The 20,078-nt window shown below is 29.4% G+C and carries 26 protein-coding genes and 1 pseudogene; 12 read left to right on the plus strand and 15 right to left on the minus strand.

The annotated features are described in order from the left end of the window. Positions 1 to 13: 13 nt before the first annotated feature. The 12 genes and pseudogenes from LGK95_RS22845 to LGK95_RS14350 form a co-directional block, all read right to left on the minus strand. A complete protein-coding gene (locus tag LGK95_RS22845) occupies positions 14 to 274 on the minus strand; it encodes a topoisomerase C-terminal repeat-containing protein (protein ID WP_404814458.1) in 261 nt (86 codons plus the stop codon). Beyond that, entirely contained in the window at positions 225 to 425 is a 201-nt protein-coding gene (locus tag LGK95_RS14300) for a hypothetical protein (protein ID WP_226125460.1), read from the minus strand. The genes LGK95_RS22845 and LGK95_RS14300 overlap by 50 nt, the downstream gene beginning before the upstream one ends. Positions 426 to 469: 44 nt before the next feature. Beyond that, the gene (locus LGK95_RS14305; protein ID WP_226125461.1) at positions 470 to 661 is read right to left on the minus strand and encodes a hypothetical protein; all 192 of its coding nucleotides are present in this window, start codon (positions 659 to 661) and stop codon (positions 470 to 472) included. Between the two features lie 619 nt (positions 662 to 1,280). Next, entirely contained in the window at positions 1,281 to 1,499 is a 219-nt protein-coding gene (locus LGK95_RS14310; RefSeq protein ID WP_226125462.1) for a hypothetical protein, read from the minus strand. A 218-nt stretch (positions 1,500 to 1,717) separates the two neighbouring features. Then, positions 1,718 to 1,984 carry a hypothetical protein gene (locus LGK95_RS14315; protein WP_226125463.1) on the minus strand — a complete coding sequence of 89 codons (267 nt, stop codon included), beginning with the start codon at positions 1,982 to 1,984 and terminating at the stop codon, positions 1,718 to 1,720. A gap of 160 nt (positions 1,985 to 2,144) precedes the next feature. Next, the gene (locus LGK95_RS14320; protein WP_226125464.1) at positions 2,145 to 2,288 is read right to left on the minus strand and encodes a hypothetical protein; all 144 of its coding nucleotides are present in this window, start codon (positions 2,286 to 2,288) and stop codon (positions 2,145 to 2,147) included. Positions 2,289 to 2,545: 257 nt separating this feature from the next. Beyond that, positions 2,546 to 2,689: a hypothetical protein gene (locus tag LGK95_RS14325; protein ID WP_226125465.1), complete on the minus strand. Its 144-nt coding sequence runs from the start codon at positions 2,687 to 2,689 to the stop codon at positions 2,546 to 2,548. Between the two features lie 82 nt (positions 2,690 to 2,771). Next, positions 2,772 to 3,731 (minus strand): replicative DNA helicase, encoded by a 960-nt coding sequence (locus tag LGK95_RS14330; protein ID WP_226125524.1) that lies wholly within the window; start codon positions 3,729 to 3,731, stop codon positions 2,772 to 2,774. Positions 3,732 to 3,794: 63 nt separating this feature from the next. Next, a pseudogene (locus LGK95_RS14335) lies at positions 3,795 to 4,094 on the minus strand (DnaB-like helicase N-terminal domain-containing protein); the annotation flags it as partial. Positions 4,095 to 4,106: 12 nt separating this feature from the next. Next, entirely contained in the window at positions 4,107 to 4,781 is a 675-nt protein-coding gene (locus LGK95_RS14340; protein WP_226125466.1) for a helix-turn-helix domain-containing protein, read from the minus strand. A 44-nt stretch (positions 4,782 to 4,825) separates the two neighbouring features. Continuing rightward, positions 4,826 to 4,978 (minus strand): hypothetical protein, encoded by a 153-nt coding sequence (locus LGK95_RS14345; RefSeq protein WP_226125467.1) that lies wholly within the window; start codon positions 4,976 to 4,978, stop codon positions 4,826 to 4,828. Continuing rightward, positions 4,978 to 5,196: a helix-turn-helix domain-containing protein gene (locus LGK95_RS14350; protein WP_226125468.1), complete on the minus strand. Its 219-nt coding sequence runs from the start codon at positions 5,194 to 5,196 to the stop codon at positions 4,978 to 4,980. Before LGK95_RS14350 ends, LGK95_RS14345 begins: the two co-directional genes overlap by 1 nt. A 293-nt stretch (positions 5,197 to 5,489) precedes the next feature. Between LGK95_RS14350 and LGK95_RS14355 the strand changes: the two genes are divergently transcribed. Both LGK95_RS14355 and LGK95_RS14360 read left to right on the plus strand, forming a co-directional pair. Beyond that, positions 5,490 to 5,978: a helix-turn-helix domain-containing protein gene (locus tag LGK95_RS14355; RefSeq protein WP_226125469.1), complete on the plus strand. Its 489-nt coding sequence runs from the start codon at positions 5,490 to 5,492 to the stop codon at positions 5,976 to 5,978. 48 nt (positions 5,979 to 6,026) lie between these two features. Beyond that, a complete protein-coding gene (locus LGK95_RS14360) occupies positions 6,027 to 7,169 on the plus strand; it encodes a tyrosine-type recombinase/integrase (RefSeq protein WP_226125470.1) in 1,143 nt (380 codons plus the stop codon). Between the two features lie 86 nt (positions 7,170 to 7,255). On the opposite strand, the gene LGK95_RS14365 is transcribed toward LGK95_RS14360, so the two are convergent. Beyond that, a complete protein-coding gene (locus LGK95_RS14365) occupies positions 7,256 to 7,669 on the minus strand; it encodes a hypothetical protein (protein ID WP_226125471.1) in 414 nt (137 codons plus the stop codon). Between the two features lie 48 nt (positions 7,670 to 7,717). After that, positions 7,718 to 10,663, minus strand: a complete 2,946-nt coding sequence (locus LGK95_RS14370; protein WP_226125472.1) for a DEAD/DEAH box helicase — start codon at positions 10,661 to 10,663, stop codon at positions 7,718 to 7,720. 473 nt (positions 10,664 to 11,136) lie between these two features. Here LGK95_RS14370 and LGK95_RS14375 point away from each other — a divergent pair, with 473 nt between their 5' ends. The 10 genes from LGK95_RS14375 to LGK95_RS14420 all read left to right on the plus strand — a co-directional run bounded on the left by LGK95_RS14375 (position 11,137) and on the right by LGK95_RS14420 (position 19,383). After that, the gene (locus LGK95_RS14375) at positions 11,137 to 12,240 is read left to right on the plus strand and encodes a 3D domain-containing protein (RefSeq protein ID WP_226125473.1); all 1,104 of its coding nucleotides are present in this window, start codon (positions 11,137 to 11,139) and stop codon (positions 12,238 to 12,240) included. A gap of 163 nt (positions 12,241 to 12,403) precedes the next feature. Beyond that, complete coding sequence (locus LGK95_RS14380) at positions 12,404 to 13,294, plus strand: ABC transporter ATP-binding protein (RefSeq protein WP_226125474.1); 891 nt, start codon at positions 12,404 to 12,406, stop codon at positions 13,292 to 13,294. Between the two features lie 2 nt (positions 13,295 to 13,296). Continuing rightward, on the plus strand, positions 13,297 to 14,559 hold the full coding sequence (locus tag LGK95_RS14385) for an ABC transporter permease (RefSeq protein WP_226125475.1): 1,263 nt from the start codon (positions 13,297 to 13,299) through the stop codon (positions 14,557 to 14,559). Positions 14,560 to 14,811: 252 nt separating this feature from the next. Continuing rightward, on the plus strand, positions 14,812 to 15,822 hold the full coding sequence (locus LGK95_RS14390) for a 2-hydroxyacyl-CoA dehydratase family protein (RefSeq protein WP_226125476.1): 1,011 nt from the start codon (positions 14,812 to 14,814) through the stop codon (positions 15,820 to 15,822). Continuing rightward, positions 15,810 to 16,568 (plus strand): acyl-CoA dehydratase activase, encoded by a 759-nt coding sequence (locus tag LGK95_RS14395; RefSeq protein ID WP_226125477.1) that lies wholly within the window; start codon positions 15,810 to 15,812, stop codon positions 16,566 to 16,568. Before LGK95_RS14390 ends, LGK95_RS14395 begins: the two co-directional genes overlap by 13 nt. Before the next feature lie 68 nt (positions 16,569 to 16,636). After that, the gene (queD, locus tag LGK95_RS14400) at positions 16,637 to 17,068 is read left to right on the plus strand and encodes a 6-carboxytetrahydropterin synthase QueD (protein WP_226125478.1); all 432 of its coding nucleotides are present in this window, start codon (positions 16,637 to 16,639) and stop codon (positions 17,066 to 17,068) included. Position 17,069: 1 nt separating this feature from the next. Continuing rightward, positions 17,070 to 17,735: a putative 7-carboxy-7-deazaguanine synthase QueE gene (queE, locus tag LGK95_RS14405; protein WP_226125479.1), complete on the plus strand. Its 666-nt coding sequence runs from the start codon at positions 17,070 to 17,072 to the stop codon at positions 17,733 to 17,735. Between the two features lie 4 nt (positions 17,736 to 17,739). Beyond that, on the plus strand, positions 17,740 to 18,330 hold the full coding sequence (gene folE / locus LGK95_RS14410; RefSeq protein ID WP_226125480.1) for a GTP cyclohydrolase I: 591 nt from the start codon (positions 17,740 to 17,742) through the stop codon (positions 18,328 to 18,330). Positions 18,331 to 18,367: 37 nt separating this feature from the next. Beyond that, on the plus strand, positions 18,368 to 19,024 hold the full coding sequence (gene queC / locus LGK95_RS14415; protein WP_226125481.1) for a 7-cyano-7-deazaguanine synthase QueC: 657 nt from the start codon (positions 18,368 to 18,370) through the stop codon (positions 19,022 to 19,024). 167 nt (positions 19,025 to 19,191) lie between these two features. Beyond that, positions 19,192 to 19,383, plus strand: coding sequence for a hypothetical protein (locus LGK95_RS14420; protein ID WP_226125482.1), 192 nt, complete (start codon positions 19,192 to 19,194; stop codon positions 19,381 to 19,383). A 17-nt stretch (positions 19,384 to 19,400) separates the two neighbouring features. Here LGK95_RS14420 and LGK95_RS14425 read toward each other — a convergent pair whose 3' ends face one another. After that, on the minus strand, positions 19,401 to 19,979 hold the full coding sequence (locus LGK95_RS14425; protein ID WP_226125483.1) for a 5' nucleotidase, NT5C type: 579 nt from the start codon (positions 19,977 to 19,979) through the stop codon (positions 19,401 to 19,403). Positions 19,980 to 20,078: the final 99 nt, after the last annotated feature.

The raw sequence follows: 20,078 nt of genomic DNA on the forward strand, positions 1-20,078 counted from the left end.
TAAATTTAACTAATTAATTATTAAAATCGAATTTAACTTGTCTAATCTCTAACCTTAAAGAAGCATCAAACTTTTTACCTGCCTTATTTTTAAACCCTTTTATTTTATTCGTCTTACCTTTTTCAATAAGCTGTATTGCTTGCTTTTCTGTTAGCTTTTTACCTGCTATTGTCTTCCAAATTGTAAATTTACAACCTTCTTTCCACTGATTACAACCATATGCCTTAGCATTTTCTACTATATCTCCACCACAAATTGGACATTTGCATATAATATTTAATTTTTTCTATAACTACATCTGAACTTTTATTTATCACTTCAAAAAGCTCATTTTTAACCTCACATACAACATCTTCAATTTTCAATTTATTTATATATATTTGTTTAAGCTCTTTACCAACTTCAACAGTTTTCTCTTTACTCATGTTTATATTGAGCTTATCCAATATCTCTATTAGTTTTATGCCCTTTAGATCCTATATAAGCGAGTTTTTATTGATTTTGATGTAATTGTACATCTAGCAACTGTTCCAATTTCTACGCCAGATAATATGTCTTTATACTCATCATCATCATTAGTGTTTTCAAGTTCGTTAATTTCTTGCTTTTTAAAAGGATGTTTCAAGAAGCTATTTAAGTTTCTGTGTTTCTTTTTTATCAACTTTCTACTTTAATGCTCATAATTTACTCCTCATCATCCAATATAAAATCAGTTCGAATTTGCGTTAAAACATTAGTATTTTCTTTAATTAAAAAAGATAATTGATATACTTAGTTTCACTTTCCTTAAGAACACCTAATACACTTAAAGTTTCAATATAATTTTAAAAAAATTGTTGGCGAGATAATCCTTTTTCTTTAGCAATTTCATCCAACTTTTGCACCGACTTTACATCAAGATTCCTAATTATAATATCCATAACTTCTCCTTTTTTCTTGGTTTTTTAGTAGCGTAAATTTTGATACAACCTTTAAGATAATGGGTACCCCCTAGTTCTCTGTATGAGCATAAGGGGTTTTTGCTATCACCTACAGCGATAGGTTAGGCAAAGCCTAACGAAACAGTGATATCATCATTTTATATGTTTTCGGATACCTTTACGTATCTTTTCAAGTGTGTTTTTTACAAATTATAGTGGCTTTCGTATACCTCTACGTATCCTCAAAACACATTAAATTTTTAAACAAAGGCTGTTTTTTATAATATTATTGAGCATATGTAACGTCATTAATATTTTGATTTGCCTTTGCTATCTTGTCTATAAGTAAAGCTCTAGTAATTATATAGAAGCATTATCTATTCCACTAGCATCAATTTTTGCTTTATAACTATTGATTGTTTGATTCGTTTTATTCTGTTCTGCCTCAATTTCATATTGCAATTGGCTATTTAAATTATTGATTTTTTCGTTAGATATATTGATTATATTGTCATTACTTTTTATTTTATTATCTATAGTAATTACATCATTATTTATGTTTTTTATTTCAGTTTTCAATATATTAATAATATAATATTTTTGTGTTTCAGCTTTAAGATTATTGTTAATTTTCACTCTTCTATAATCACAATATAGTGTAGTTGAGTTGTTTTTATTTGCATTGTCATTATCATTATTTATATTTTTTTCAACAGAATTTGAACTAAAATCATCCGTAGATATATCACTCGTATCTATATTTATATTTGAACCCGAACCTATATTTTGACTAACTTTTAATGCAATAGCTTCATAATTTCTGGTATGTTTTCAATTTGAACAATATAAATATTATTTGTATTTAACATTGTTTTTACCGCTAATTGCTTTTTCACATTAACTTTAGCTTTAGCCGAAAAATCAAATTTTGTTGCAATATAATCTCCAGAATCTTTATAAGATAATTCTATTTCCATAATTTTTTTATTTTCATTGTACTCCCATCTGTTTATAGAAAACTTTGTGGAACCAACCTCTACTTCCCTACCTAAACCGCTATTCATAACAGTAGAATTATCTGTAATATACTATTTGCATTGAAAAATATAAAATACATAATTATTATAAAAACAAATGAAACATAATAAAAAGTTGATTTATTATGTTTCACATTTATTTTAGAATAAGCTAAATTACCAATCATATTCTCACCCCACTTTAATTTTAAAAAAGCATATTTTTTAATGGTTTATTAATTAATAAATCATCAACTGCCCATTTATTATCAATATTTCTTAATTTTAATTCTATTAATATTGGTGTTGTACTATCTACCTTATTTACTAACATTCCTTGGTCAGCTAACACTAAAACACTAACATTATTATCATCTTGTATCGCCTTAGAATATACTCTTATATTTTTAATTCAAATTTTATAATTAACGTACTTTCTAGTTCATTTTCTTCTACTGGTTTTAATTTATTTACTAAAGAAGGCATTGAGTAATGTTTTATATTGTCATAAATAGTTCATAATAATTAAGGTCGTTAATGCTATTACAAAAATTATATTGCTTATAATTAAAAATTTATTTATTTTTTTCATATTTAACACCCTTGATTTTAATTTAAGTTATATTTTCCAAATCCAATAAGGTCAGGTCTTAAATAACCCTGGATTTTAACAACATCATTACTCTTAGGTGCATTCAACCTTTTAACAACTTCCCACCCTACTTCAATTACTTGAATTATAATAGTAAGCAATATTTTTTTGTTCCTTTTGGACTCTGTAAATAATATTCACCTACTTTAATAATTAATTCTTCTAAATTCATATAACCTCCAATTAATAAAGTATAGGGCGATCACTAATAATTTGATAATTAGTATTGTAATAAAGCTTTATTGCTCCTACGTTACCATCTTTGTTCTTTGCAACTAATACTTCAAGAAGTCCAGGTCTAATACTTTTTCTTCCCTCACGCTCCGCGTAATAATCATCACGATATAACATTAGGATCTCATCAGCATCTTGTTCTATACACCCCGAATTCCTTAAATCACTCATTATTGGGTGCTTATCGGTTCTTTTTTCTACCTCTCTATTTAATTGGCTTAATACCACACAACATATATCTAAATCCATTGCCATATTTTTAAATTCCTCTGATATTTGTCCTATTTGGTCATTTTTCGTAGCTTTTGGGTTATCCGGTCTTACTTTTCCAATATGATCCACAAAGATTACATCTAATCCATTTTGTATTTTTATCTTTTTAGCTTCAGCCTTTATTTCCGATACACTTAACCCAGTTCTGCAATTAATGAAAACATTATTTTTATTTGCCATTTTCCCAGCTTCTTTTTGGATCACACTAAAGTCAGTATCTTTTATTAATCCTTTGCTTAAATCTTGTGAGTTTATGTATGTCCGGGGTGCTAACATTCTTATTCCTAATTTCCCTTTAGACATTTCCATTTCAAATATTAAGCCTTTTTTCCCAGGAGGTAGTTTGTTTAACATTTCCATACTTAGTGCAGTTTTGCCCATACTAGGCCTTGCAGCTATAATACATAAATCTCCTTTTACAAAACCATTTATAGCATTATCAAGGAGCTTATATCCTGTAGTCTCTCCTAGTAGTTGTCCCCCATTTTTATATCCATTATCAATTAAATCTATTGATTGAGTCATTAGTTCTTCTAAATTCACTGTTTTTTCTTCATTCATATCGCTTGCGCTAAGCATCTTATTTTCTAAGGTATCAATTACATCTCTTATGTCTATTTCTTCACCATACGCCATGCTTAGAGCATCTTGACATGCCTTTATTAGTTCTCGTTTAATACTTAATTTCTTAACTGTTTTTATATATTGTATATAATTAACTGTACTTACTTCAGATCCAACTATTACTGAAAGATATGTTATTCCTCCAATGCTCTTTAATGTTTCTTTACTTATGTCGTTTGTAAATATTAGTAAATCTATTGAAATGCTCTTTTTATAAAGCTCTACTAATTTTGAATATATAATTTTATGTTAGTTATAATAAAAATCACTTTTTTTCAATGATCCAATACAATCAGCTATAATATCATTTTCTAAAAATATATTTGCTAATAAAGCAATTTCAACTTCTTTATTGCTTGGCAATGGTTTATCCATAAAATCACTCCTTTAGTTAAATTGTTTCATTCCTGCCCACCTGTTCGAAACTTGTCCTTCTTTGTTGGAACTATTGATATTATTAGCTTTACTGCACCAGGTATTTAAAACACGATAATGTTCTTTATATTTTTCTCCCTTACCATTGGTTATATAATTATCTAAGTCAACTATATTTTTATGTACTATTTCTTTGCTAAATTTAGTAAGTAACTCGTCATACTGCTCTTTAGTAATTTTTACTTTATCTATAATCTCATCAATAAAATTTAGGCTTATATATATAGTATTTTTATTAATACTTTTCTTAATACTTTTCGTATGTACATTTTGTACCCTACCTTTAGGTATATTTTGTGCCCTATCTTTAGGTATATTTTGTACATTGGGTACATTTTGTACATTATGTACCTTTTGTACACTACCTTTTAATATATAGTAATGGTTCTTTTGTTTAACTGTTTCTTTTTTTATATACCCTTTTGTAATTAATAAATTAATTATTTTTATAACATATTTTATATGTGAATACCCTAAAAGATTCTTTAAAACTTCAAGGCTTGGGTATGCATATCCTTTTAATTGATTATTAAATTTTATTAACATAATTAATGTTAGTTTTTCCATAGGTCTTAAATCTTCATTATCCAATACTTCACCATTATCTATTACTGTGTATCCCGCCATCTCGTCACCTACTTTTTAGTACCACTCAATTCGATTGTCTTTAGTTATAAACACTCTAAGCCAACCCCATGTAAATGTACCTTTGATGCATACATCCTTTCCAGTCTCTTTAAATATTTATACCCAATTATTTCTTCTTTCCACTCTTTGCTCTGTAGCTTTAAATATTGCTCATATAATAATTTCTCTTTAATCATTAATTAGCCACCACCATCAAATCTTTAATATTATCAAGGTCATCTAAATTTTTACCGTTATAGGTATCAATGAACCTTACAACTTCTAATTTTGTAATTTTCATAGCTCCAAGTTTCAATCCCTGTAATAATCCATGATTTATTAACTCATATACCGCATTTCTATTAATCTTTAGTATCTCAGATACTTCTGCAACTGTATATAAATATCTTTCCATGTTCTTAACCCCCTATATTTTTTTTGACACTATAGAATTTTCAAGATATATTATAAAAATAATTCCAAAATCGGTGTTTTTAAAACCTTGATATTTTCTACATTAAATCAAATCTTAGAGATGTTTCTAACTCGTTTAACTTTTATTTTTATGACACATTCTCACACCATCAATGTTTCATTTGTATCCTTATATCCTTATAATATGCTTCATTCGTTATCACGTCAATGTTTTTTTTAATGTATGTTCCATTTGTTATCATATATGTTATAATATTTTAAGAGGTGATATCGTTGAGTTTAGGTATAAATATAAAAAAAATGAGGTTAGAAAAGAATTTAAAACAGAGTGAACTTGCTGAAATGGCTAAAATATCCCGTGTAGCTATTGGAAATTATGAACGAGGCACTAGAGAACCTACTGCTACAATACTAAATAAAATAGCAACTGCTCTTGGAGTAACAATTAATGATTTAGTTGAAAAAATTAGTTTTGAAGGCGAAACTTTAGAAGAAATAACTTCACAACTAAATAGCAATGAATTAATATCAGAAGAACGTAAAAAACATTTAATTGATATTCTTGAACCTAAAATTAAATTACACGAAACTCCCCCTGATGTTAGCGATGAACAAGCTTTAATTTATGTAAAAGGATTACTTAATTATATCAAATATAATACTGATCTAAATACGAATGAAATGATTGCACTTAAGAACGCTACAGTTATTACAATAAAACTTAAGCTCGAGGAAATGGATAATGACCTAAATAGACTATAATAAAATAACTCTTCGATATAATAATTAAATGATTTTGGAGGTGCACTTATGAAAGGTGGAGTACGTCAACGTGGTCTTACCTGGTCTTACTATTTTGATTTAGGAATGGTTGATGGTAAAAGAAAAAAGAAAGAAAAAGGAGGTTTTAGAACTAAAGGAGAAGCGGAAAAAGCTTTAAGAATTGCAATGACTGAATATGATAACGCGGGATCCGTTATTGACGAAAGTAATATAACCGTATCTGATTATTTTGATTATTGGTTCAAGGAATACGTATTGATTAATTGTAAACACCATACTCAGTCGGGGTATAGAATAATTATAGATAAGCATATTAAAACATCCCTTGGAGTTTATAAACTTAAATCTTTAAATCCTACAACACTTCAACAATTTTTAAACTCTAAATATAAAAATGGATATACGAGAGGATCTGTTGCTAATTTTTATGGTGTCCTTTCAGGCGCATTAAAGGCAGCAGTTTATCCATATCAACTATTAAAAGATAATCCAATGACTTATGTTAGCATGCCTAAATATGATAATACCCCTAAAGGCAAAAATGATTTGAAAATGATAACCTTGGATCAGTTTAACCAAATTATAAATAGGTTCAATAAAACCACTTCCTATTATATTCCTTTACAAATTGCTTTTAATACTGGTATGAGATCATCTGAGGTATGCGGATTAACCTGGGATTGTGTAGACCTGGTAAATAAAACAATTAGAGTTGAAAAAATAATTATAAGCAAAGGTAAAGGTGTGTTTGAGTTCGGAACTCCTAAAACTAAAAGCTCCTATAGAACCATTTCAATTGGTGATACACTCATAAACATACTAAAATCTAATATCATAAGACAAAAAGAAAATAAATTGAAATATGGCGAATTTTATACTAAAAATGATTTTGTATGTACTCAAGCAAATGGTGGACTTGTCTCAAATGATAGTTTAAAATATATTTCTCGTGTAGTAAATAATGAGTTAGGAATTAAATATAATTTCCATTCTTTAAGGCATACGCATGCCACCATTCTTTTAGAAGGTGGCGCAGTTCCAAAAGATATTCAAGAAAGACTTGGACATAGCAAGATAGCCACCACTATGGATACTTATTCTCATGTAACCTTAAAAATGAAAAATGATACTGTAAATATTCTTGAAAATATATTTGCCACCCAAAAATAATTAAGGGTGGCAAAAGGGTGGCATATAGACAATTCGAAGGATTGTTTAACTGTAAAACCCAGTTGTTTCAACGTTAGTTTGCATTATTATTCCACTTGCGTTATAAGTTTTCTCATAATATCCTTTAATTTAAGTTCTGTAGTATCTTCAGTGGCTATAATTATAATAATTTTTATGCAATTATCCGATTTATCCCATTTATAGGATTTAATATCCAATATAGCACCCTCAGGGACATTTTCTTCAATATCCATTGCTATTTCTTCAGCGAGTGATAGGTATTCTTCAAATAATTCATCCTCTGTTAAATCATTTAAATTACATTCACCTTCCATTAAGTCATTCAAGGTATTTATTTCTATACTTAAATTATATGCTAATATGTCATCTCTTTTAGAACCTTTGCTCATGTCCTTAATTACTTTAAATTCTGTGTTTTTATCAAGAGCATCTTTTATATCATTGCTTTCAACCATTTTATTATTAAACTCTACGTACATTAATACATCTCCTCTTGGTGTTATATTTTTGTAATCAACACTACATATCTAAAACCTAAATATCTCCAGAAGCTCTTCTTTTGTAAGCTTCCCCAAAGCATTGCTATTAGTTAATTCTCCTGTTATTACACTATCTATTAGATCCTTTTTATTCTCTTGAAGTAAAATAATCTTTTCCTCAATAGTTCCCTTAGCAACCAATTTAATTACTTGAACAATGTTTCTTTGTCCAATTCTATGAGCTCTATCTGTTGCTTGATTCTCAACCGCAGGATTCCACCAGGGGTCAAAATGAATAACTAAGTTAGCCGATGTTAAGTTAAGTCCTGTACCCCCTGCCTTTAGAGAGATTAAAAATACTTTTTTATCCGGGCTATCATTGAATTCATTTACCAGTTTAATTCTGTCTTTAGATTTTGTTTTACCATCTAGATAAAAATAAGAAATTCCTTTTCCCACTAAATCCTTTCCGATATTTTTAAGGACTGACGTAAATTGAGAAAATAATAACACCTTTCCCTGTCCATCTAAATGCTTTTGAATAAGCTGAGTCGCGATTTTTAGTTTTCCGCTCCCCCCCTCATATTCAGTTAATACAATCGCTGGATCTAGGCATATTTGTCTTAACCTAGTTAAATAAGAAAATACCTCTATTTTACCCCCATCATCATTTTTAATTTTATCGCGGGCGAGCTTAATATAAGATTTATATACACCCTTCTGAACTGTTGTCATCTCGACTAAAAATACCTTTTCTATTTTATCTGGCAATTCTTTAAGCACTTCTTTTTTAGTTCTTCTTAATAGGAACGGTTTAATTAGCGACTTAAGTTCTTCTAAATGAATTTTTTTCCCATATGTGAATTTTGATTCAAATACTTCTCTAGTAAATAAGTATTCCGGTATTACAAAATCAAAGATAGACCAGAGCTCTGTTAAGTTGTTTTCAATCGGAGTTCCTGTTAGTGCAAATCTTACCTTCGCTTTAATTGATTTAATTATCTTTGCGTTTTGTGCTAGATAATTTTTTATGTTTTGTGCTTCATCTATTATGCAATTTTCAAAATTGATATTTTCATATAACTTTATGTCCATCCTTAAAGTTCCATATGTTGTTAGTATTATATCATAATCCTCTAGACTAGTAATTAATTTAAGCCTTTGGCGTTTTACTCCATGGACAATTGCAACCCTTAAAGAAGGTGCAAATTTCTCTATTTCCGCCTTCCAATTGTATATTAAGGATGTTGGACTAATAATAATAGATTTTTTACTTTGCTGGGATAATAGAAATGCTATTATTTGAATAGTTTTACCAAGACCCATTTCGTCTGCCAGTATTCCACCAAGACCTAATATACTTAGACTCTTAAGCCATTTAAATCCATCAATTTGGTATTTTCTAAGTGTAGCATTTAAGGTGATTGGTAGACTTATATCTAAATTATTTAGGTAATCGTAACTATCTTCTATATTCTCTAGCAATTTAGCACCTTTAATAAACTGAAGGTGTTTCTCTTTTATAATATTTTCTAAGTATAATGCTTTAGCTTTACCTAATTGCATTAAGCTAGTTTCTATCTTTTCATTTGTATTTAAGACTCCTATTAAATTAAAAAAGTTACGGACTCCATCGTCTTTAAAATCAAGAAAATTATTGTTATTTGTTTTATAAAATCTTTCATTTTGCTTATATGAGGCGAATGCATCATTTAATTCTCCATTCTCTATGTCATATATTTTATAAGAAAAATCATAACATCCTCCACTATATTTAATTTCTGCTTTTATAGAATTGGAACCAAATATGTTCATTTGTTTAAGGCCATTTCCAAATGTAACATTTCCAATGGAATGTAGATTATTTTCACTCCTACTTAAAATATCAAATAATTCAATGTCGCCACCTATAAACAATAACCTCTCATCTCGTTTTATAAATCTAAATCTCTCTAGTTCCATAAATATTCTATCTTCTTTTTTATAGTTACGTATAATGTTATTTTTAAATTTATTATCTTTTAATATGTTAATTTTCTTATTACCATAAATTACGTTTATATCACAATAAATATCTTTCCCTATCTGATAAATATAAAACTCTGGTTTTATATATTTTGCAGCAAAAGTTTTTACCTCATCACTAATACTAATATCGCTTGAGATACTACTTAAAAATGTAATAAGTTTATCATAGTTTTGTATATCAACGTGATACAAAATTTCGCCATTTTCTCTTAACTTTCCACATAGAACATTATATTTATCAATTTGATTTTTAGATGGTAGATATAACATCCAATTGAACAAATATACGCTATTTTGATCATTCAAAGATACTGGGAACCGCTTATGCGTTGTTATAACAAAAAAATCATTTCTTTTTTTCAATGTAAAGCTTAGGGGTAAATCGCTATTCACTATTGGTGCTTCAAACTCAAAACTATCATGGTTTAACTTAATTTTCTTATCATTAATCCCGTCCAGAAAAAGTCTCAAATCATTAGGTTTAATTTTTATTTTCTCTTTACCTATGGCATATTGAGCTTCGTAATATGTTGGTATTTTTGAAACGATACGAACGAGCTTTATAATATTGTTTGTGCCTTGCTTATTTAAGCTATTCTCTTTAATCTTATGTGTTTTTTCATTTTTATTATCATTGTTTTTGCTGGCTAAACTGAAAAAATTATATGCTGTAGCTGTTAGATGGCTACACATAAATAGATAGCCACTTGTAGAAAGTTCTTTAAAATCCTCACAAGTACATTTTATACTATCTAATTTTTTCTTTTTTATATCTATTTTTATATACGTGTTTAACTCACTTGATTTAGTACTATTAGTAACACATCCATATATATGATATAAATCCTCGATTTTTTTTGTCTTAATCTTAATAACTAACCCGCTATTAAACGCCTTTTCCCCCTCAATTCTCATTCGGCTAGAAGATGATTTAAATAGTATACTTTGTAACTCTTTTAACTTCAATAAATCACCTCCATTTGAATAATACTCATAAGGTATCTATAATTAGATTAGCTGAAATTTACATGTTATAATAATTATAACACGTCCCAACAAGTTAGAATAAAAGTCAAATAAGTCAATTTTATGAATAATTTATGACTATTCTAAATTTTATAATCATATATCCATATTATGATGCTTTTTATTACATATTTTGTATTCTTATACTGACACACACTTGCCACAAATAGATAAACATGCTATAATATCATTACAATTATTTGTTAATCCATATATTGGTATAGACATACATGAATCCCCTACTTCTCATGCATCTTTTGAGAGTATTTTTAGACGTATTATATATAAGAATACTGTAACTTGGGCATCCGACATAAGTAGTTAAGCATCTTTAAAAAATAGACTAGAATATGAAATATCTATTTTTTGGAGATGCTTTGTACTGAAATTTAAAATAGGAGATGATTATTATTATGAAATTTATAAAAAATAAAAGGTTAAGAATTGCGACTGAATTAATGCTTGTAACAATAATTGCAACTTTAAGTATTTATGTATGTATTATAAGAAAAAACATCACAGTTGTTGTAGATGGCAGTCCAATTAATTTAGTAACTTACCAGAAAACTTTGGGCAGTGCATTAAAAAAATCTAATATAAATATAGATGTAAAAGATAAGATTAATAAACCTTTAAATTCTAAAATAGTTGACAATGGAATTATAACTATTAATCGTGCTGTAAATATTAAAGTTTTTGTAGATAATAAGGAACTTAATATAAAGTCTGCTGAAAAAAACGTTACTCAAATGTTAAGTTCACAAAAAATAGCGATAAAATCTAGTGATAAGGTTTCACCCTCTGTTCAAACGAAGTTAACCAAAGGCATGAATGTTAAAATAACGAGGGTTGATACAAAAACTATACAAAAATCAAGTCCCATTGATTTTAGTACTGTTTTTAAGAAAGATAATAAGATGGAAAAATCTAAAACTAATGTCTCCCAAAAAGGAGTAAAAGGCGAAAAAAAGATTACCTTAAATGTGACTTACGAAAATGGAAAAGAAGTAACTAGAAAAGTTGTTAAAGAAACTTTAGTTAAAAAACCTCAGAATAAAATTATAGTTCAAGGTAATTTAACAGCTACAACTTATTCAAGAGGACAAACTTCAAAAACTTCTACAAATGTTATTAATGTAAAGGCTACTTCAAACAATGCTAAAAAGGTAAGCAGTGTTTATTCTTCTCCAAAAGCTGCTGAAAAAACTAGTTCCAGAGGGTCATCAAGTACTTCCGGAAAGGTTCTTTCTGTAAAGTCCACTGCATATTCGGCATCGAATGGAATTACCGCCTCTGGAAGTAAGACTGTACGTAATGTAGGTGGTTTTAGTACAATAGCTGTAGACCCTAATATAATTCCACTAGGAACTAAATTATATGTTGAAGGTTACGGAAATGCTATCGCCGCTGATACAGGATCTGCAATACAAGGCAACGTTATAGATTTGTTTTTTAATACTAATGCAGAGGCATGTAATTGGGGTGTAAGATACTTGAAAGTTCATATACTTAATTAAATAAACCTATTATATTATAAAAAAGCTGCCACTGAAATTATTTCTGTGGCAGTTTTTATTTTATAAATCTTTATATTTAATTTAAAACTTGTTTTATGTATATTAATTAATAAATTTTTTATTATGTTCTTCTATGAGTGTATAAAAATGAGGGGGTAATTATGTGTCATTAGATGTGTCGTCTGTTATTAAAAAATTTGGTGAAAAAACTGTGGTAGACAACCTTTCTTTTAAAATAGAAAACCCAGGTGTATTTGGCTTGCTTGGTACAAATGGCGCAGGAAAAACCACTACAATAAGAATGATCTTAGGAATACTTGAAAAGAATAGTGGAAGTATTGAGTGGAATGGATGTCCTGTTACAAGGGAAAGTGTTAAATTCGGATATCTACCGGAGGAGCGAGGGTTATATCCTAAGGCTAAAATAGTAGATCAACTTTCATATTTCGGAAAACTACGAGGTATGGATGGCAAAACAGTAAAAAAAGTTATAAATTATTGGTTTGACAGGCTTAAAGTCTCTGAATATTCAAACTACACCGCTGAGCAATTATCTAAAGGTAATCAGCAAAAAATCCAACTGATAACAGCACTGCTACATGATCCTGAATTGATTATTCTAGATGAGCCATTAAGTGGGCTTGATCCAGTTAATACTGATTTATTTAAGAGTGTAATTTATGAATTGGTTGAAAAAGGAAAGTTTATTATAATGTCTAGCCATCAAATGCAATCTATTGAAGATTATTGTCAAGACCTCATAATATTAAAAAATGGACAAACAGTTCTTAATGGAAACCTAAAACAAATAAAGTCCAGTTATGGAAGAACAAATCTTACAGTGAACTGCCAAGAGGAAATTGATGCTCTTATAAAAGACCAAGGCATAAATATTATATCAAAAAATGCTACTGGATATGAGCTTAAAATTAAATCTGATGAGCAAGCGTATAGTCTCCTTGAAAAGATTATAGCATCACAAATAAGACTTGATAAATTTGAAATTCGTGAACCCTCTCTTCATGAAATATTTATTGAAAAGGTAGGTGAATAATAATGAAAGGATTTTTTACTGTTTTAGGTTATACCTTTAAAGAAAACTCCAGAAAAAAGACATTTATTATTTCAACTATAATCACACTTATTTTAACCGTCGTGATAGTTAGTCTTCCCGCTATAATAAAAAGCTTTGATAATGATAATAAAATTAAAACTGAGCAAACCTCATCAAACTACAAAAATAAAGGAGTTATCTTTGTAGTTGATTCCAAAGATATTGTTAAAGGAAACCTAAATAAACTTGGCTCTAGTTTTCCACAATACAAATTTAAGTCTGAAACTCCAAGTAACATAAAATTGCTTAAAGATAAGGTAAAGAATACAGAAAATAACGCTCTTCTAATTTTTGATGAGAAAAATGGCGTGCCAACTTTCAACTATATAGTTAAACAATCTGGCAGTGGTCTAGATCCTGCCCAGCTAAGCCAATTTACAAAAAGCATCTTTGTAACGGACTTATTAAAAAAAGCTAATGTATCTGATGATATATCACAAATGCTACAAAGTGATGTTACCTTTAACGTAAGCGAACTAGGAAAAGGAAAAGTGAGTAGCTCTATATCAAGTATGGCTATAAGTATGTTACTATTCTTTTCAATTTATTATTATGGTTATGGGGTAGCTATGTCTATAGCTTCTGAAAAAACTTCAAGAGTAATGGAACTTCTTGTAACCTCAACAAAACCTTCAATAATAATTCTTGGTAAAAGTGCTGCTATGGGTCTGCTTGGTTTAGTTCAACTATTCATGGTTGTGTGTACAGGCATGCTAACTTACAAATTAACTTTTCCCCGAAATTTTTCAATAGGAGGCCAGGCACTTGATTTTTCTAGTTTTACGCCTTTTAGTGTTGTAATGATAGTTATATACTTTATATTGGGATATTCCCTATATGCTATGATGAATGCGGTTGCTGGGGCCACAGTTAGTAAGGCCGAAGATGTTAATTCAGCACTTATGCCTATCTCTTTTATATCCATAGCTGCATTTTATGTCGGAAATTTTTCACTTGCAGTACCAAATGGAACTGTAGCAATTGTATCATCTATTATTCCATTTTCAGCTCCTTTCTCCATGCCTTCTAGAATTTTAGCTACAGAAGTTCCCGTTTGGCAAATATGGACCTCTGCATTCTCTTTGGTACTAACAATTATTTTTATAGCTTGGATATCAATAAAAATATACTCCTCTGCTATCCTTCATTATGGTAAGCGACTAAAAATGAAAGATTTATTAAAAATGTCAAATAACAATAAGTAAAATACTAGTGACAGCTAATAATATATCAAATTATTAGCTGTAGCTAATTTTACACTTGTAATTTGCCCTCTGGGTGACCCCTTTCAATTTGACATACTGATCAAGATATAGTAAAATTTATAAATATAAAACCTAAATAAGACAGTTCTAAACCATCCTGTCTCTAAACAAAACTAGGACGTAACTACCGTTTTAGGTAGTTTTTTTGTTCTGCGAGGTTTATACTTTTTTTATTTTTTAGGAGGATTTATTATGAAGAAAATAGGTTTAACAACTACCGTTCCAGTAGAGGTTCTCATTGCAGCAGGGTATACCCCTATTGATTTAAATAATATATTTATAACATCTAACGACTACATGAAATATATAGATATTGCAGAAAAAGACGGTTTTCCTAGAAGTTTGTGTACTTGGATAAAGGGAATTTATGGAGCATGCATACAAAACGACATAAAAGAAATAGTTGGAGTTGTCGAGGGTGAATGTTCTAATACAAAAGCTCTTATTGAAGTTCTTGAGTTAAGAGGAATAAAGGTTTATCCATTTTCCTACCCACACAGTCACAAAGTGCAAGACGTAGAACATGAAATGAATAAATTCATGAATGTCTTTAAAGTAACAATAGAAGAAGTTGAATTGGTTAGAAACAGACTTAACAAAATTAGAGCCTTAACTAAAGAAATTGATGAATTAACATATATAGATAATAAAGCAACAGGTTTTGAAAACCATTTGTATCAGGTAAGTTCAAGTGATTTTAATGGTGATATAGACGGTTTTGAAAAAGACTTAAAAAATACCATTACTAATATTAAAAAGAGAAATCCTATTATTAGGAAGTTACGCCTAGGTTACATTGGGGTTCCTCCTATGACTTGCGATATATATGAATTTGTTGAAGATCTTAATTCAAGTTTTGTTTACAATGAGGTTCAAAGAGAATTTGCATTCCCAAGGGCTGATAAAGCTTTAAATATATATCAGCAATATTTTGACTATACTTATCCTTATGATACGCAGTTTAGAATTGTAGAATTACAAAAGCAAATTGATCAACGTCGTTTAGATGGAATAATTCACTACACACAAGCATTTTGCTATAGAGCAGTGTCAGATATTGTTTTAAAAGAAGAATTAGATATTCCCATATTAAATGTAGAAGGTGACAAATTAAATTCTCTAGATGCAAGAACAAAACTTAGGTTAGAAGCCTTTCTTGATATGTTACTAGATTTAAAGGAGGCTAAAAAATGCGAGTCTTAGGAATCGATCTTGGAAGTCGTGAAGTTAAAATAGTTTTAATGGAAGACAATAAAATAATACATTCGATGAAAGTAAGCACTATGAGCTTTTACAGGAATTACTGTAGCTTTGATGGCAAGATTATTGTTAACTTAGAGAAGCTTAATATTAAGCAAATTGATAGAGCCGTGTCTACAGGTTACGGTAAAAACAACATTGACTTAGCGTTGTTTACACCAATAAATGAGATAAAAGCCCATGTATATGGAGGATTCTATCAAACTACCTTAAAGGATTTTATTCTTTTAGATGTAGGTGGACAAGATGTCAAAGTTGTAAAAGTGGAAAAAGGCATCACTACTGACCTAGAGCTTAATGAAAAATGTGCTGCTTCATGTGGTAGATATTTGGAAAATATGGCAAATGTACTCGAGGTATCTTTAGATGACATGAGCTTGCATTACGAAAATCCTATAGAACTTAATTCAACCTGTGCTGTGTTTTCCGAGTCAGAATTAATTGGAAAAATAGCCGAAGGCGTAAGTATAGAAAGTTTGTGTTCTAGTGTAAATTACTCTCTATATAAAAGGCTCCAACCTATGTTAAGTAAATTCAAGGGTAAAAAACTAGTTTTAACTGGCGGTGTGGCAAATAATCTTGCAATAAAAAGATACCTAAATAATGATTATGAAGAGATTGTATCTGTTAAAGAACCGCAATTAAACGGAGCTATTGGATGCTGCTATTATGGAAGTAAGTTTTTATAGAACATGGCAATTTAGTTCTAATAATCCAAACAGTAATAACTAACATAAATTTAAGGAGGAATGTCCACATGTATATACTAAAATCAGAACATAGCTTTGACAGTGCTCATTTTCTATCTGGCTATAAAGGTAAATGTGCAAATATTCACGGTCATAGATGGAAAGTTGAAGTTGAAGTACAATCAGAAACCTTGGTAAAAGGCGGTCAACTAGATGGCATGATAATAGATTTTGGTGATTTAAAGAAAGATGTAAAAGCTATGGTAGACGCATACGATCACGCCTTAATTGTTCAAGTAGGCAGCATGCGAGATGAGACTTTAAATTGTATAAAGCAAGATGGCTTTAATGTAATATTAGTTGATTTCAGAACAACAGCAGAAAATTTTGCGGAATTTTTCTTTAATGTTATGAAAGAAAAAGGATATAAAGTCAAGCGAACTACTGTTTATGAAACACCTACTAATGGTGCATCATATGAAGAAAGCGAGGCTAATTAAAGTGAAATTTAAGGTAGTTGAAAAGTTTGTAAGTGTTAACGGAGAAGGTCCCCTATCCGGTCAACTTGTAGTATTTATAAGATTTGCAGGCTGTAATTTACATTGTAGCTACTGCGATACAACTTGGGCTAATAAAAAAGATGTCTCTTATGACTTTATGACATCTAGCGATATATATAAATATATAAAGTCTACCGGCATTCACAATGTAACTTTAACTGGGGGTGAACCCTTATTACAAGAAGGACTTGTAGAGCTCTTAGACATTTTATCTATTGATTCGGCACTTCATGTTGAAATTGAAACAAATGGTAGTGTTTTACTGGATAAATTTTTATGCATAGATAATCCGCCAAGTTTTACTTTGGATTACAAACTTCCAGGGAGCAATATGGAAGATAAAATGGATCTAAATAATTATAAGTATTTAAGTTACAAAGACACAGTTAAGTTCGTCGCAGGTAGCATGGAAGATTTACAAAAATCCAAATACATAATAGATAAATATGAGCTTTCCAACAAAACCAATGTATATATTAGCCCAGTATTTGGACAAATTGACCTAGAGGATATTGTAGAATATATGAAAGATAATAAAATGAATGGAGTTAATCTTCAAATGCAACTTCATAAAATCATTTGGGATCCAAATAAGAGGGGAGTATAAAATTATGGCAATAGATACAAAAGCAATTGAAGAACATATAAAAGGCATTCTAATAGCTTTAGGTGATGACCCATCAAGGGAAGGACTTATTGATACGCCTAAGCGCGTAGCTAAAATGTACGAGGAAGTATTTGCTGGTATGTGTCATAGCAATGCTGAAATTTCAAAAATGTTTAACACAACATTTGTTGATGACTTAGTAGTTAACGAGGATTCTCGTGATATAGTTATTATGAAAGATATTCAAATTTTTAGTCATTGCGAACATCATTTAGCCTTAATGTATGATATGAAGGTTTCAGTTGCATACGTTCCTAACAAGAAGATTATAGGTTTAAGTAAAATTGCAAGAATAGCTGATATGGTAGGTCGCAGATTACAGCTTCAGGAAAGAATAGGAACAGATATAGCTGAGATTATGCAAATGGTAACTAATTCCAGTGATGTTGCTGTTATTATAGAAGGTGAACATGCTTGCATGACTACTCGTGGCATAAAGAAACCAGGTACTAAAACATTGTCCACAACTTTTAGAGGAAGATTTAATACTGACGTAATGTTAAATAATAAATTAATGATGCTTTATACTAAATAAATAATGTCTTATACTAACTAAAAGGAGCATATAAATTATGAATAAAGAAAAAGCAGTAGTAGTATTCAGTGGTGGACAAGATAGCACTACTTGTTTATTTTGGGCGTTAAAGAAATATAAAGAAGTTATAGCTGTATCTTTTGATTATAGCCAGAAACATATATTAGAACTTGATTGCGCAAAAAGCATATGCAAAGAGCATGACGTTGAGTATCACGTTTTAGACTTAAACTTACTTAATCAGCTAGCACCAAATTCATTAACAAGAAAGGACATGGAAGTAGATAAGGAGGCACCTAAAGGTAGTGTTCCTAATTCCTTTGTAGATGGGAGAAACTTATTGTTTTTAACCTTTGTAGCAGTATTTGCAAAACAAAGAGGCATAAGTAATATTATAACTGGCGTGTCCCAAAGTGACTTCAGTGGATACCCAGATTGTAGAGATGTGTTTATTAAATCCTTAAATGTTACCTTAAACTTAGCTATGGGCTATGACTTTGTAATAGAAACACCTTTAATGTGGATTAACAAAGCGGAAACTTGGAAAATGGCTTATGATTTAGGTGTACTTGATGTAGTTAAAGAGCAAACATTAACTTGTTATAATGGAATAAAAGGTAATGGTTGTGGAAACTGCCCTTCTTGTAAACTAAGAAAAAAGGGTTATATAGAGTTCAAGGAAAAATATCTATAAAAATAAAAGATCGCTGGTAAATTTAATAAGTTTACCGAGCGTTCTTTTTTATTCTTTTAAAATGGGGCAGTAAATAATTTTAATTTTAGTATTATCGAAACTACGAATATTAATCTTTAAATATCAAATAATAACTATAAGAATAAACTACAAGGAGTTGTTGTGAATTGACAAAATTACCATATGACGATTTTAAAGAAAAAGAATTATTAGTTAAAGGCCAACTAATTAATGCTTCAAATAATGAAGAGACTACAGCACATTGTAGTAATACTTGCCCTAAGTGTGGGGTTAGAAAATGTGAATTAAGTGAAGGACATTCTGGTAATCATAAATGCTCTGAAGGGCATACCTGGTAAGATAAAATGAACTGTTATTACATTGCTTCGCTTTGTAATAACAGTTCATTTATTATAGAATATATTTCTTTCCAGTTATAAACCCTAACTATATTTTCATTTAATGGCTTTTGGTTATAATTAGTATCTATTAAAAGAACCTTATATCCTGCAGTAGAGAGTTGAATTGCATTATCATAATTATCTTCAATAAATACATTACATTTTAATTCTCTTGCTTTATCTACTTTGTAATGACTTCCTAAAACGAACAAATCATCATATGGAATATCATTTTTCTTTAGATATGAATGAGTAAACATAGTAAGTGATTCTTCTCTTGCTGTCACGAAATAAATGTTATGAATTAAACTAAGTCTTTTTATAACCATTTGCGCATCTTCGCGAAGTTTTTGCTCTGAATGGATTTCTATTTTATTTTGTTCATAGAATTTTTCATATTCCTTAGCATCGATACCCATAACTTCATGAATATAGTATTTAGTTACCTGCTGCTCTGTTATATTTTTATTGAAATGCTTATTAGTAATATTAAGCCAGTAATAAGCATCCGTAATTGTTCCGTCAATATCTATACATATATTCAAATTTTTCATATTATTTTTCACCTCTCCTATCCTTTCATTATATGCATAAAATGTTAAGAATGGGTTAAATATAGATTATGATTTGTTTAAACATTTTCTATATTTATT

The sequence above is a fragment of the Clostridium algoriphilum genome (assembly GCF_020443705.1).
GTDB lineage: Bacteria > Bacillota > Clostridia > Clostridiales > Clostridiaceae > Clostridium_AD > Clostridium_AD algoriphilum.

What these genes read in the sequence shown, in the direction of transcription:
- LGK95_RS14300 (WP_226125460.1), bottom strand. Translation starts at nt 425, where the DNA reads ATGAGTAAAGAGAAAACTGTTGAAGTTGGTAAAGAGCTTAAACAAATA.
- LGK95_RS14315 (WP_226125463.1), bottom strand. Translation starts at nt 1,984, where the DNA reads ATGAATAGCGGTTTAGGTAGGGAAGTAGAGGTTGGTTCCACAAAGTTT.
- LGK95_RS14330 (WP_226125524.1), bottom strand. Translation starts at nt 3,731, where the DNA reads ATGGCGTATGGTGAAGAAATAGACATAAGAGATGTAATTGATACCTTA.
- LGK95_RS14340 (WP_226125466.1), bottom strand. Translation starts at nt 4,781, where the DNA reads ATGGCGGGATACACAGTAATAGATAATGGTGAAGTATTGGATAATGAA.
- LGK95_RS14345 (WP_226125467.1), bottom strand. Translation starts at nt 4,978, where the DNA reads ATGATTAAAGAGAAATTATTATATGAGCAATATTTAAAGCTACAGAGC.
- LGK95_RS14350 (WP_226125468.1), bottom strand. Translation starts at nt 5,196, where the DNA reads ATGGAAAGATATTTATATACAGTTGCAGAAGTATCTGAGATACTAAAG.
- LGK95_RS14360 (WP_226125470.1), top strand. Translation starts at nt 6,027, where the DNA reads ATGAAAGGTGGAGTACGTCAACGTGGTCTTACCTGGTCTTACTATTTT.
- LGK95_RS14365 (WP_226125471.1), bottom strand. Translation starts at nt 7,669, where the DNA reads ATGTACGTAGAGTTTAATAATAAAATGGTTGAAAGCAATGATATAAAA.
- LGK95_RS14375 (WP_226125473.1), top strand. Translation starts at nt 11,137, where the DNA reads ATGAAATTTATAAAAAATAAAAGGTTAAGAATTGCGACTGAATTAATG.
- LGK95_RS14385 (WP_226125475.1), top strand. Translation starts at nt 13,297, where the DNA reads ATGAAAGGATTTTTTACTGTTTTAGGTTATACCTTTAAAGAAAACTCC.
- LGK95_RS14390 (WP_226125476.1), top strand. Translation starts at nt 14,812, where the DNA reads ATGAAGAAAATAGGTTTAACAACTACCGTTCCAGTAGAGGTTCTCATT.
- LGK95_RS14395 (WP_226125477.1), top strand. Translation starts at nt 15,810, where the DNA reads ATGCGAGTCTTAGGAATCGATCTTGGAAGTCGTGAAGTTAAAATAGTT.
- queD (WP_226125478.1), top strand. Translation starts at nt 16,637, where the DNA reads ATGTATATACTAAAATCAGAACATAGCTTTGACAGTGCTCATTTTCTA.
- folE (WP_226125480.1), top strand. Translation starts at nt 17,740, where the DNA reads ATGGCAATAGATACAAAAGCAATTGAAGAACATATAAAAGGCATTCTA.
- queC (WP_226125481.1), top strand. Translation starts at nt 18,368, where the DNA reads ATGAATAAAGAAAAAGCAGTAGTAGTATTCAGTGGTGGACAAGATAGC.
- LGK95_RS14425 (WP_226125483.1), bottom strand. Translation starts at nt 19,979, where the DNA reads ATGAAAAATTTGAATATATGTATAGATATTGACGGAACAATTACGGAT.